Here is a 13,945-nt window from a genome sequence, read left to right on the forward strand (position 1 = left end):
CGGGCGATGGCGCGGCGTAGTTGTTCAGCGGATTGCCCAGTCCCTCGGGATTGGCATTTTCAAAGAGCAGGATGTGATGCACCACCTTCCCTGTCTGGCGATCAATGCCATAGACATACTGCTTCTTACCGTCCGCCGTCGCCGAGGTGAACCAGATCCGGTCGCCGCCGATCACCGGCGTGCTGTGCCCATCGTCTTCGAGGTCTGTCTTCCACACGATGTTCTCCCCCGTGTCCGAGTTCCACTTCAGCGGAATCTTCGCTACCTCGGCCTCAGGCACGACGCCATCGAGCGTGGGGCCATTTTTATCCGGCCAATACAGAGGCGTTGTGGCGGTCTGAGCACCGAGAAGAGTGGTGCCGAGAAGAGTGGTGCCGAGAAGAGTGGTGCCGAGAAGAGTGAGAAGAAGAGGACGGAGCATGAGGGCGGAAGTCACGGCGACAGGAGCTAGCTTCTTTCGCCGCACTTGGACGGTATCGGACAGACTTACTCCCGGCCCAGCAGATCGCGCAGCTTCCGGCGCAGCGTGGCGCGGTTCATATTTAATGCGGACGCAAGTCGTGTGGGCTTGTCTTCAAAGCGTTCCAACAGCGTGGCCAGCATTTGCTTTTCTACATGCGCCAGCAGGGAGTCATAGTCCGGCCAGGCCGGTTCCGGCCCAGTGAGTCTTTGATCCAGCCAGATCGACAAAGCCCGATTCAGGACCGTATCCAAATGTCCTGCGTTGTCCGTCTGCGTGGCTGCCGATACCGCCTCCGGCAGATGACGCGGCAGCACCAGCGGCCCGGAGCACACTGCAGCAGCGTGTTGCAGTGCCGCTGCCAGCTCGCGCACCTGACCGGGCCAGGGGTAGGCCTTCAGGCAGGCCAGCGTCTCAGGAGCCAGCAGCAGCTCCCGTCCAGGCGCTGCACGTCCTGCAAAATAGGCGGCCAGCGCGGGCACATCCTCCACCCGGTCACTCAGCGGCGGCAGCACCACCTGCAGCACGGCGAGCTGATAAAAAAGATCCTCGCGGAAACTCCCCGCGCAGATCGCGTCCGCCAAGGAAGACGACGTCGTGGCAAGCACACGCGGCTGAGGCTCCTCCGCGCTCAACAACCGCGCCAGGAGCGCCTGAAGCGGCAGCGAGAGGAAGCCTATCTCCTCGACGAGCAACGATCCCTCACGTGCCGAATCCATCGCCTGCTGAAGCGCGCCCTCTCGCTCCGCCTCCGGCCACTCGTCCGCCCGGAAAGTCACCAGCGGCCCCGCCGAGCGCCTGCCATGCCGATGGATCACCTGTGCGGCCAGCGTCTTGCCAGCCCCGCGCGGCCCACGCAAAAGCACCGGCACCTCCGTGGCACAGGCTTGGGCAACCACGGCAAAGGCACGCTGCATCCCCGGCGCTGCACCGATCATCAGCGTCTGCTCATTCGCGGTCGTTGTCGGGACAGCAGACGCAGCATTCTCACTGATGGTGGATGGCATCAGCCCGCGTAGGCAGGTCTGCATCTCGCCGAGGTTCAGCGGTTTGAGGAAATAATCATGCGCCCCGAGGCGGCGAGCCTCCAAAGCATTCTCCAACGTCCCATGAGCTGTGATGATGAGCACCGTCGGTGGCACAGGCATGGCGCGCAGTTGCTCCAGCACCCGCAGCCCGCTCACATCTGGCAGGCCGATGTCCAGCAGCACGAGTTCAAAGGACTGCCGCTGGGCCTTGTCGATCCCGCTTTGACCCGAGGCCGCCACGACTGGCTCCGCGCCGAGCCGCCGCACCACGGTGGAGAGTGCCGCGGCGAGGGCATATTCGTCTTCAATGATCAGGACACGCATGTTTTAGACAGGACGAAGCAACTCGAAGATCCATGGGGGGCCGACAGCATATTTAAACATTCCTCATGGAGGGTATCCCCGACAGGAATCGAACCTGTATCCAGCATTTAGGAAACGCTTGTTCTATCCGTTGAACTACGGGGACGCTTGATAACCAGCGAATTAGCTACTTTGGCGGTGCGGATATGGTGATTTTAAGAATGAAGGTAAGAATACATCCATTGGTTTCCACCTTTATCCGGTGATGTCTTTTTGTCCATTGCATCCAGCTTGGCGATTGAAAAACCCTTGCAGGCTCCCGGCTATCAAGGTGTCCACCAAGTTTACCCAAAGGGTTGATGAGGGACGGTGTTATTCCAAACTCCGCATCAGATCTTGATCCTGGGCACAAGGCTTCGTGCGCTCGACTCGAAACCCATTGGAATGGAGTTCTAAGTCCAGACCACCTAGCCACACCACCCCATTCCGATGGGGTGAAGTTCCTCCTCCACGGTTGGAACCTTTCCCGCCAACGGAATGCCTTTCTTCCCGAAGGCCAAGGGCCTTCCGTATCCCAGCGAAGGGGTGCCGAGCCTTGGCGAGTGCTCCCCTGGAAAACGAAACCACGAATGCCCCACGTCATCGAACCCCAACCGGGGTTCCGTCTCTGCGGGTCGTGGGCAATGCGTGGCCTGTCCAAAGGTTCGGAACCCCGTTGGGCTTGCTTGGGTGTTTCGTCCATGTGTGAATCTTCGTATTTCGGGCGTTCCTTCAAGGGTAATCGCGGGTGCCAATGAACCATTTCGCAAGGTTCTGAGATTCATTTGTCATGTTTTGTCATGCAACCTAGTGCCAACATCCTCGCTTCAACGGAGCCGCACACCGGAGTGTGCGGAATGCAGGATGTAGTTGTGCTGTTCACCACACCGCTGAGCTCATCCAATCGCGACCGACCAAGGGCATTTCGGGTGTTTGGGGCATTTTATAGCTCTGCCAAAACTCCAGGGGTTTTAATGGGGGGAAAAAATAAAAAGAGAGAGTATATAAAGGGGTATAGTACACACACAGGGGAGATGATGCCTGAAATGCCCCGAATGCCCGTGAAACGGCTCATCCGCTGCGGCTCAACGCTGGCACCTATCCGCCGCGATAAAGGGATCAGAAATCGAGTGGGAAGGATCTGCGGCAGTTCAAGGAACGCTGCATTAGTGGGGTCTTGCTGCTTTTATCGACGAGCATTCCGAGGAGTCACAGAAGCACCCGCTTAGTGTTCGCCAAGCAGAAGAGCTCTCGCCATGACGTCCTTGGAGAGCTGTTCGGTGCCGTTTCCTCCCCTGGAATCCACTCTGAAGGAGCCGAACAGGCGCACTTGGCGCACAAAGCGCACTTCGCCCCTGCGCCAAAACTCCAGAGCTTTAAACTGGAGGGAAAAAATAAAAATAGAGAAGATATAAAGGGGGACAGTACACACACAGAGGCAGCACTGCGCTTTGTGCGCCAAGTGCGCAGCGCGTTCGATCTCCCGGCCATCGCTGCCGCGATTCACGATCAAATCACGCTGGAGAATGTTGCGCGACTGGCTGAGCTATTTCAGCATGGTTTTTAAAGGCCATCTGCGTGACACTGGCTGCCTTCGAGGTGGCTTCTGCCACAACTCACCTTAGCGTCAGCCACAGACGCGCCAGAGGGCTGTTTGCGGACCAATGCGGGCGGTCTCACTTACCCTCGTGCAGCATGCTCAGCGCTTCATCAATCGCCCTTTGGTTCATCGCTTGAATGTCGAATATCCCCCAAGGAACAGGTGCCGCTCAAGGTGTGTGCCAAGCGCCGCAAGTCCCCAAAACGGCACTGAAACGCGAACTCGTATAACTCGTATCAACTCGTCCCGTTACGAGAAAGAGCGCTGCTGCCGCGAACTCGTATATCTCGTATTCACCCTTTAGGGTGATACGAGTTACGATACGAGTTCGCGCAGGTGAAAAATGAAATGAACTCGTATCACGAGTTTTGATACGAGTTCGGCACATGCCACCACCGCAGCCGACATAATGCGCCATCAGCAAGAAAGGGGACTGAGGCCCAGCAGCCTGCTGCAGTGCTGAACGCGTTGACACGAACGCTGTTGTTAACCGCTCATGAGCACCCTTGCCACCACACGCTGCTACATCTCGCTGAACCGCCTCGCTCAACTCACCGGCCACAGCCGCGTGACGCTCCTACTGCGCCTCAAGGATGGCAAGCTCCAAGCCGATGCCACCATGGACATCGGTGGCGGCAAACTGCTGCCACTGTTCTTCGCCGATAAAGCCGCTCCTTCCCAGGCTGCCGCAACCACGGCTGAGCATCCATTGCTGTGATCCATCTTTGCAGCACAACGGCAGCACACATCGCTCCACATCCTCCACGTCTCACACCATGCAACCAGCCCTCACCACCCTGATCCAATCCCTGAAACTGCCCGCCCTCAACAAAGCCCAGGTCATCGCCCTCAAATCCCTGCAAGGCGAGTGGGAGCGGCACTCGGAACGAATGGAGCAGTTGCGCCCGGAGCGTGCCATGCTCGATCAAAAGGCCGCATACGGGGCCTTCACGGCTGATCCCTCCCCGGAAAACGAGCAACGCCTCGCCGTGCTCGCTGACGAACGCCTCACTGCCAAACGCTACGCGCTGCTCCGCCAGGCCCACGCGGAGGTCAGGCACCAGATCATGGGAAAGACAGCCTCTCTGATGCGTCTTCATCTTGAATCCATGCAGCGCAGCTTGAGGGCGGAGTTGCAGTCGCGGGAGGCTGCCGCTGAAGCCGAAGCACTCAGCAAGCGCACCGATGAAGGTTGCCTCCAACTGCGTATGGCGGCTGAGGAACTAGCTCAATGGATCAAGCTGTTCGATCAGGGGGGCGAAGACGGCTGGCCGGAAATGTTATCAGATGCGCTGCAATGCCTCGGCGGCGAGGCAGCCACGGCCAAGAAATCGCCCGCATCGCGCCCTTCCAACCTTGTTGCGCAACAATGATGCACAACCATGACACATGGGAGTTTCCACTGCCGCCTCAGCACGCCTGCACCGTCGCTTATCACGGCCGATCATCATGCCTGCGCAACAGCCTTGCTCATCAGAGTTTAGCAGGCCTCATGGCCGTACGCAGCGGCCTGCAACCTGACGGTGAGATGAAGTAGGGAAGGGCTGGAAAATCAGAGGCAATGTCCCACATCAAGCCAGCGCGGGATGCTCGTTTGGTAAGCATTTACGTGCTGGTGCAAGCCGCTGGAGGGGCAAATGTGCGCCTGCCTGCTTGAACGTGGGAAGGCTTCATGACGGCCTGGAACTCGAAAAAAGTGGAAAGCTGAAATTTGCGTTTGCATGGAATTTGCGTGGTGGTGCCCGAACCCAGGGTCACAGACGAGCACGGAAAGAGATTCCCTTGCACGGAGCGGCTTACATCAGCACTCGACTGAAACACACGGATCAGCCCCCCTCACACTCCGTCCCCGCGCCACATCAAGGGCCAACTCGACCCGGCACCCGAAAAAGCGATTTCCTGGCAGTGAGCAGCAGGGCGGCGAGGAGTGTGTGCTTCATGGTGTCCGTTGGTTTTAGCGGGTGAATTCCCCGAACGGTCGGCCGGGAAAAGTGGCGAGGTGTTTGGATAGGCGGGCCTTGAGTTCGGCGATTACTTCGGGATGACGCTCAATCACGTTGGTCTTTTCCTGCGGGTCGTTCTCGAGGTCGTAAAGCTGGTCGGTCTGGAAATAGTTCGGATTGTGTCGCGAGCTGTTGTAGCCGAGATGGCTATTGCCAACCAGGTAGGGCAGCGGATTGGGCGGCGCGTCCTTGAGGAACGCGGGGAATTTCTCACCGGCCTCGATGCGGCGCTGGACCTCCGGCGGATAACGCACTGCGATGTATTTCCACTTCGCCGTCTTCACCGCACGGGCAAAACCGATTTCATGGAAAGTCTCTTCGCGCAGCGCGCCGGATTTCTGCCCGCGCATAACCGGTGCTAGCGACACGCCGTCGAGCTTGTAGTCGGCGGGCACATTCGCCTTGGCGAGATCGAGGATGGTGGCGGCGTAGTCGGTGTTGAGGACGAGGTGTGGATAGGTCGAGCCAGGCTTGATGCCGGCTGGCCAGCGCATCACCAGCGGCACCTTCAGTCCGCCGTCATACATCGTGGTCTTGCCGTATCGCCAGGTGCCGTGGTCGGAGGTCAGGATCACCAGCGTTTCGCGGGTGAGGTTACGTTCGTCGAGTTTCCGCAGGATCGCGCCGATCGAATGGTCGAGCCAGGTCAGCCATGCGTGCTTCTCGTCGAAACCCGCCGCCACGACCTCCTTCCGGATCGCGGATCGCGTAGGCATGAAGGAATAGTCGAGATCGGTGCGGTAGCCTTCCCCGGTGTAGCCGGGATCGGCATCAATGGCCCTGGCGAAGCCGTCCTTCGTCTTCCCCCACGGGTCGGGGCCGTGCGGAATGGTCGTGCCGTAGTAGAGGAAAAAGGGCTTGTCGCTATCCGCAGAGCGCGTTTCCAGGAAATCGAGCACCGAGCGCGTGGTCCACTCGACGTTGTGCACGTTGGCCGCCTTGTTAAAGAGTTCCAGCAGGTTGCCTGGATAGGCGGCACCGACCCAGTCGAAGCCCTCCTTGCGGATTCGGTCGCGCCACCATTGCTGGTTGTCGCGCATCGCCTGATTCACCTTTGCGTCCGTCCGCGGGTCGCTGTTGGGCGGATACGGTTTCAGACCGGGCGCGGCGGCGGTTCCCCAGCGTTTTGGCTGCTCGAGGATTTCCTGCTCGATGATGTGGCTTTTCCCCACCCAAGCGGTCGTGTAGCCCGCCGCCTGCAGCAGGCGCGGCAGGTTCACTTCGCCGTGCCCGAGTTCCACGTTGTTTTCCGGGCGCGCCATCGTGCCGATGGGAAACTGCCGTTTGAAAACCTCTCCCTGCGTCCGCGTAGCGTAGCGTCCCGTCAACGTGGTGTAGCGCGACGGCGAGCAGACCGGACACGACACATTTGCGTTCGTCATGACGATGCCCTCGCGCGCCAGGCGATCCACGTGGGGCGTCAGCACCCGGTCGCCGCCAAAGCCGAATCCGGGCGGCGAAACCAAACCGGGATACTCCGGAGTCGGCGGATTGCGCGGGCTCTGGTCGTCGGTGATGATGAGAATGACGTTGGGCCTGGCCGGCGCGGGCGCATCGGCAGCATGCAGCGCGGCCAGCGGGGCGAGGAGGAGGGCGGCGAGGAACGTAACGAGTGTGAGGGCCGATTTTGTGAAATGAGTCATTCGCTGTTTGGGGTGAGATGATCAGTGCGTCTGCGAGAACTGGGTATTGAAGCAGAGTGACGGATTCTCACGGCGACATGACCTTGAGTCGGACAAATTTCCGAGTGCCGGATGCGGCAGGGAAGGTGTAGGTGAACGCGTTGCCGCTAAGAGCGACATTGCCTCCGATCGTTTCGGTGGTCCAGGTGCCGGTGAGCGTGGTGGAGGTTTCGATGACGAAATCGGTGCCGTAAACGCCGAGGTAGGTGGCGGCTTTGGTCCAGGTGATGCTTAGTGTGCCGCTGGTGTTGGTGATGCCGGGCAGAACGGTCTGGCCAGTGGTGTTGCTGGTGCCACCGACGAAGAACTCGATGCCATCAGGGACGCCATCTGCATCGTGATCGGCGGCGATGCTGCCGCTGGTGCCGTTGAGGCTCTGCCATATGGTGAAGGGGTGCACGAGGGTGAGTTCGAGGTCGTTGCCGTTGAGGCTGAGAGTTGCGTTGAAGGCACCGAGGGTGCCGGTGAGCTTGGCGGAGTCCAGGGTGCCGCTGATGCCGCCACTGGTGATGAGCTTATAGGTGCCTGCGGTGAGGCCGCTGAGGGCGGTGAAGGTGAAATCGTCGATACCGAGGGTGCCAGTGCCGAAGGTGAAGGTGCCGCCGACGGTGACTCGGTCGCTGGCGGTGGGAGCGCCGAGTTCAAAGACGAGTTTGCCTGTGCCGGTGGTCATGGCGGTGACGGTGAGGCCGCCGCCGATGGCGAGCGTGCCTGCTGAGCCGGTGGCAGCACCTGGAGCCACTCGGCCTGAGGCATTGACGGTGACGGAGCCTCCGATGCTACCATCGCCACCGAGGATGGCGGCGTTCACGGTGACGGCGCTGCTGCTGTGAATGGATCCGGGTGTGTTGATGCGCAGGGTGCCTGCGTTCAAGGTGGTGGCTCCGGTGAAGGTGTTGGCGGCGGTGAGGGTCCATGTGCCATTCTCGATCTTTCTCAGGGCAATGATGCCACCCGCAAGCGTTCCATCGCTGATAATGCCTTCGACTTGTCCTGTGCCAGTTGCGCCCCCGATAACGAAGGTTCGCAGAGCGGTGGTGTCGTTGGTGATGGCACCAGCCAAGCGAAGAGTGCCTGCGATGGTGGATACGCGGCTGTCGGCGTTTCCTCCGCTGGTGAGCACGATGCTTCCGCGCAGGATGTTGTCGCCTGCCTCATTGAAGATGGCTCCGGCGGCATTGCCGATCTTGAAAATGAAGCCTGTGGGCACATCAATCGGGCCGCTGCTACCATCGAGCCTGAGCTGCGGATTGCCTGCGGCGGCGTTGGTGAGAATGATGTTCTTCGTGGAGAAGGTGGAGCCTAGAGCACTGCTGTTGGTGATGCGCAGGGCACCGGAGTTGACCGTGACATTGCCGGTGAAGCTGTTGCTGCCGCTGAACACGACGGTGCCGGCGTTGATGGGGCAATCAATCGTCACCGCGCCGCTGCCGCTGCCGCTGATGGCATTGGGCACGAGCAGTGTGCCAGTGCGATCAAATCGCAGCGTGGCGTTGTTGATGACCGCACCAGATGGCAGTGAGCCGTTGGCTCCATCATCGCCGATCTGCAAGATGCCGCCGCTGATCGTGGTGGAGCCGGTGTAGTCGTTTGCGCCGCTGAGGGTGAGCTTGCTGGTGCCGGTCTTGATGAGGTTGCCACTGCCGCTGATGTTGCCGCTGACATTGAAGGTGGCGGTGCCTGCGCCTTGGAAGGTGGTGCTGTCTTCCATCGTCACCGGTGCGCTAACGTTCCAGATGAAACCGGTGCCGTTGGTGGCGCTGAGATTGACTGCGGGATCGAGCAGCGACTCGCGGCGAAGGAGCAAAGCATTGCCGCCGAGTGTCATGGTGGTGCTGCCGCTGATGGGGCCGGTGCCGCCGAGCGTGAGCACATTCAGCGCGTGCCCGCCGACGGTGTCGTTGTTGGACGTGATGGTGCCTGCGGACAAGGTTTGGCCGGTAAAGAACTGGACGGTGGAGAAGCGGCTGCTCGGTGGTGGCACGCCGCCGGTCCAGTTGGCGTTGCTGCTCCAGTTGGGCGTGCCAGTGGTTGTGGAGTTCCAGACGGTGGTGCTCGCGGGTGCGCCATCGACGATCACGTTGAAGCTGGTGTTGCCTGTGAGTGCGCCATCGCTGGCGGTGAGGGTGATGACGCTGCTGCCAGACTGACCTGCGGCGGGCGTGAGCGAGACGGTGCGCTCGCCGCCGCGCAAAACGGTGCCGCCGAGGTTGTCGAAGACGCCAGCGCAGAGCGTGGTGTCCACGCGACTGGAGACCGCCATGCCGATGTCGTGCGTGGTGCCGGTGAAGGCAACGGTTTGCTCCGTGCCGACAGCTTGCCAGGGGCCTGCGATGCCGTCGTTGTCCGTAGCGAAGTAGGCGGTGTAGATGCTACCGGTGCGCACAAGTCGCAGCCAGCAGGGTGCGCTGGCGAGTGGCAGCGTGGCGGTCACCACGGCATCGGTGGAGGCGGTGGCGCGTTGCACAAAATTGACGCCATCACTGCCAGTGACTCTCACACCAACGAAGCGTGCCGTGGCAGCGGTGGACTCGCGCATCATGAGGCCTGCTTCGGCATTGGATGCGGTGTGATCCACGGAAACAACCCGAGCGATCATCTCGGCATCGCCTGTGAAACTCTGTCGCACCCAGCGGAAGGCATCGCCCGCAGCCGGACCGACGCCCACTGCGCCTGCACCATTGACGATGTAAGTGCCACGGCTCTCGGTCAGACTGCCTGCGGTGGTGATGGTGCCGATGTCGGTGCTCGTCCACGCAGCCGGTGCCGCGCCGACGGTGACGCTGGCATTCGGGAGGAGTGTCTGGTTTGAAGAAACAGCGGTGAGCGTGAGACTGCGTGCCTCGGTCTCGGCATCAGACAAACGCACGGTCACGGGCGATGACGTGGCATTGATCGGCACATAACGATCCGGCACCGCAACGATGCTCGGGGCCTGATTCGAGCCTGTGACGGTGATGGTCAAACTGTTGCCGATCACACTCAGACCATGATGATGCCGCGCTCCCATCCTTGAGCGGTTGAATATCTCGGTGCGGCTGGAGAGTCCGCTTTGGAACAAGACCTCATCCATCACGCCATCGAACCATCGATCCACATTCGCCGTGGTGCTGCCATGTCCGCCAGCCACGAGTGCAGCGGCTTGGTTCACGTTCATCGTCACCGCCGTCACGCTGCCACGCAGGAACCTGCCGACATAGAGGTAGAAGTCGCCCGTGTTCGTCGCGGTGCGATCATAGCTCAAGGTGATGTGCTGCCACTGATCGGCAACGATGTCAGAGACGACGATCTCCTTTTCCAATCCGCCAGCTCCCCACTTTTGCAGTTTCAGCACATCGCTGCCTGCGGCAAAGAACAGCTCCAGCTCGTTCTCAGTGCCGTGACCATCGCCATCGCCGAGATGGAAAACGTAGTCTTCGGTGTCGCTGCCGCCACGCTTCACCCAAGCGGAGAAGGTCCAGTCGGCATCGTTCAAATTGTGATCCGAGGTGGTCAGTGTGCGCCGCAGCCGGGCTCCGCTCGCGCCGTTCTGCGCAAAGACCAAACCATTCGCTGACTGCGGTGATAAGGCGGTCGGCACACTCGCATCATAAGCGTAAGTGCCGCCATTGATGGATTGCAGCGTGCCGGTGCGATTGAAGTTCGATTGGTCGGTGGTCAACGCATCCTCGTGCACGTCTGGCGGCTCGAAGTCATAGAGGAAACGGAAGTTCGGCCCCAGCGATTGGTCCCTCACCACAAGGCGATAGTTGGTGGTGCCGTTGAAGTCCGGGTTCGGTGTGAAGCGAGCGGTGTAGCCATTAGGCAGCAGCGTCATCTTGCCATTGCGCACGCGATCCACCTCAAAGAAGAGCTTCTCATCGGGCGTGATGTCATCCGAGACAAAGGCTCGCAGATCGATGTCCACGGGCGTGTTCTCAGCCGTGCTGGGAGTGCCTGCAGCGAGCACGGGTTTCGCATTCACCGTGACCGGCCACACGTAGCTGGCGGAGTTGGTTTCGGGATCGGTGGCGGTGATCGTGATGTCCACTGAGCCGTTCACCGTGCTGGCGGCAGACACGGTGATGGTGCGTGTGGTGCCCACGGTGCCAAAGGTGATGCTCGCATCGGGGATGATGGATTGATTTGACGAAACTCCAGTCAGCGTGAGCGAGGTCAGAGCGGTGTCCGCATCGGCGAGAGGCAAGGTAATCGCTCCCGTGGTCGAGCCTTGATCCGTGAGGCCTGTTTTCATCACAGCGGTGAAGACGGGTGCGCCGGGGGGTGCGAGGAAGTTCTTGCCCACCTGATTGGGTCCAACGGTCACCGGATTGGTGAAGCCGCTCGTCACGAAACTCGCGCCCGTCTTGGTCGCCGTGAGCGTGTAACTGCCCGCTGCAAGGCCCGTGATCGAATAGGAGCCATCGCCATCCGTCGTGTCGCTCTGCGTGAGAGAGGCGCTCACGACGACGCCTTGTATCGGTGCGCCCAGCGTGGTGCTCACCGTGCCTTGAATCGAGAAGGTGTTGCTGGTGCCCACCTGCACAAGCAGCGATGCCGTGGTGGTCAGGCCCTTCATGTCCGAGACAATGCAACGCACGGTTTTGGTGCCGGTGGCGCTCCAACTCTTACTCGCGGTGGAGCTGTTGTTGGCCGTCGTCGTGCCATCGCCCCATTCCCAGAAATAGGACACCGTATCGCCATTCGGATCGCTGGCGGTGGCGGTGAAGGTCACGCTCGTGTTCAGTGCCGGGTTGGCATTGGTGGAACCGAGGCTCACCGTGGGCTTCACATTGCCAGCAAAGGTGCCGCGATTCACCGTGACATCCATCCAGCCCACGCCATCGCCATCCATGCCACGGCCCACGGGCGTGATGTAAATGCCCGCCGCTGTGTCAGAGAAGGTTTTGCCGATCGGCAGGACAGCGTCGTCCTTTTGGGAAGTGGTGGGCGTCATGTCCAGCAGCAGCGGTTGCTGATAGCCGCCGTTGATGCTCGCCCAGTTCACCAGCACGCCATCAATGAGGCCATAGCCCGTGCCATAGAGCTGGCGATACTCGATCCAGTAGTCGTCCGTGCTGCCCGCGCGATCCACGGCCAGCGCTCGCTTGTTGCCATCCGCTTGCACTTTGTCCAACGCACGGATGCGCGTGGTGGTGCTGCCATCGACGGTGATCTTCGTCACATCAGTCACCGGCATCCAGTCGAGGAACTGCTTCACGCTGGCGCTGAAGTGGCGAAGAAACGCGGACGAACTGCCCACGCCCATCAGGTCGAAAACATTGCCGTAGTCCCAAACCTCGCCGGGGCCGATGACGCTGCCATCATCCGTATCCCATGCGCCGGAGTGCGGCATGCCAAAGTTGTGCCCAAGCTCATGAGCGCAGGTTTTGAGGTTCCACTGCGCGTTATGCACCCATGCCCCACGCGCCCCCACATTGGCCATGCCAGCGGTGGCCGGCACAACGGGCGTGGCTCCCGTGACCACGATTTCATGCGTGTAGTTTAGGTAGTTGTAACCCGCCGCCGCCGCTGCTGCACGAGCGTCCGTCAGCACTCGGCTGAACTTCGTGTGACTGGCATAAACCGACGAGTTGTTCGGCATCCGCACCGTCGGCGTGATCACCGAGCCTTGCCCCAGCAACGCATACGAAGCCTTACCAGACGACATGTCAGTATAGGACGTGTTGATGTCCGCGATGAGCTGCTGCAGCGTGGCATCACTCACCACCTGCCCTTGGTAGTCCGGGAAATCCACGCGGATGATCAGTAGCTTCTTTTGTCCCTCCGTCCATGGGCTGGCGGCGATGACACCATCAAGATCGGAGGCTGCGGTCGCAGGCTCGGCAGACTGCTCCCCGCTCTCCGCATCAATCAAAGCGGCAATGGCCGGAGCCTTGCCACCAAATCGTGTCATGCGTCTGTCGTCCCAAGCGATCACCACCTCCTCACCATCATCCGTTTGAGGTGCCGTGCCCGTCACATCAGTGCCAACTTCGATCTTCGCCCCCGCTGCTACTATAGCAGCGACCTCCACCGGCTCCAGCACACGCCCCGGCAGATCCGCCAGCGCCAGCTTGTTATCGAGGGCCACACCATGAATCGCAATGTCATCCCGAGTCGGCATCGCACCACGACGCCCAAACGTGTGAGCCTCAAACACCCGCCCATCGCGCAACGTGGTCGTGCGCGAGATCTGGCAGCCACCCGTGGCAGAAGTCTCCGCCTGCACCAACAAATCCCCCCGAGCCTCCACCCGCTGCTCAAGCAAAGCCACCACCCCCGCCGGCAACCGCCGCCGCACCGACTCCGGCAACGCCAACTCCAGCGCCCGCCGCGGATTCTTATCAATCAAGTCCAGCATCTCCTGACGCCGCTGCAAAGCCAGCTCGACGCCCCTGTCCCCATCCAAGCCCGACGCGACAAAACTCTCCGCCCACCGCCGAAACTCCTCAAACACCGGCTCCTGCACCGGCTCCAACCACCGCACATCCGCCGACTCCGGCAACCGCAAGTCGGACAGCCCAGTCAGCGGCCTCTTGAGCCTGCCCGAAGCCACCGAATTCAGACGGCCCTGAGCCGGTGCTTTGTCCATCACTGGCGCAGGCTTTGGCGAAACCATCACTTTCTTCGCGACATCGACCTGTGATGCAGGCGGCGTCTCAGAATGCCATACCAGCAGCCCAACAAGCAGGCAGACAGCAAGTGCAGTAAGGAGGAGATTGAAACGCTTCATCATGGTTGAAAACACTCATCATGAGGCAAACGCCACCCTTTGACCCCTCACGAAAATACGGGAGGTGGGCAGGATCGTTTGGAGATGCTAGCCTAGTCCCCAAGATATTCATCGG

General features: G+C 60.6%; 6 protein-coding genes, 1 tRNA gene and 1 pseudogene. 3 read left to right on the top strand and 5 right to left on the bottom strand.

All coding sequences use genetic code 11. From position 1 onward, the window contains the following. From AC6FTP_RS13380 to AC6FTP_RS13390, 3 genes and pseudogenes are all read right to left on the bottom strand, one after another. A pseudogene (locus AC6FTP_RS13380) lies at nt 1–421 on the bottom strand (PQQ-binding-like beta-propeller repeat protein); the annotation flags it as partial. A gap of 65 nt (nt 422–486) precedes the next feature. Further along, the gene (locus AC6FTP_RS13385; RefSeq protein ID WP_497207420.1) at nt 487–1,812 is read right to left on the bottom strand and encodes a sigma-54-dependent transcriptional regulator; all 1,326 of its coding nucleotides are present in this window, start codon (nt 1,810–1,812) and stop codon (nt 487–489) included. 73 nt (nt 1,813–1,885) lie between these two features. Next, nucleotides 1,886–1,957: transfer RNA gene (locus AC6FTP_RS13390), tRNA-Arg, on the bottom strand. A gap of 1,101 nt (nt 1,958–3,058) precedes the next feature. Between AC6FTP_RS13390 and AC6FTP_RS13395 the strand changes: the two genes are divergently transcribed. The 3 genes from AC6FTP_RS13395 (at nt 3,059) to AC6FTP_RS13405 (ending at nt 4,803) form a co-directional block, all read left to right on the top strand. Continuing rightward, complete coding sequence (locus tag AC6FTP_RS13395; RefSeq protein WP_497207421.1) at nt 3,059–3,397, top strand: hypothetical protein; 339 nt, start codon at nt 3,059–3,061, stop codon at nt 3,395–3,397. 529 nt (nt 3,398–3,926) lie between these two features. Then, nucleotides 3,927–4,148 (top strand): hypothetical protein, encoded by a 222-nt coding sequence (locus AC6FTP_RS13400; RefSeq protein ID WP_497207422.1) that lies wholly within the window; start codon nt 3,927–3,929, stop codon nt 4,146–4,148. Between the two features lie 58 nt (nt 4,149–4,206). Continuing rightward, nucleotides 4,207–4,803: a hypothetical protein gene (locus AC6FTP_RS13405; protein ID WP_497207423.1), complete on the top strand. Its 597-nt coding sequence runs from the start codon at nt 4,207–4,209 to the stop codon at nt 4,801–4,803. Nucleotides 4,804–5,384: 581 nt separating this feature from the next. On the opposite strand, the gene AC6FTP_RS13410 is transcribed toward AC6FTP_RS13405, so the two are convergent. Together AC6FTP_RS13410 and AC6FTP_RS13415 are read right to left on the bottom strand one after the other, a co-directional pair. Beyond that, nucleotides 5,385–7,076, bottom strand: coding sequence for a sulfatase family protein (locus AC6FTP_RS13410; RefSeq protein ID WP_497207424.1), 1,692 nt, complete (start codon nt 7,074–7,076; stop codon nt 5,385–5,387). A gap of 67 nt (nt 7,077–7,143) precedes the next feature. Then, a complete protein-coding gene (locus AC6FTP_RS13415; RefSeq protein WP_497207425.1) occupies nt 7,144–13,833 on the bottom strand; it encodes an autotransporter-associated beta strand repeat-containing protein in 6,690 nt (2,229 codons plus the stop codon). Between the last annotated feature and the right edge of the window lie 112 nt (nt 13,834–13,945).

This window comes from Prosthecobacter sp. (assembly GCF_044378005.1).
Taxonomy (GTDB): domain Bacteria; phylum Verrucomicrobiota; class Verrucomicrobiia; order Verrucomicrobiales; family Verrucomicrobiaceae; genus Prosthecobacter.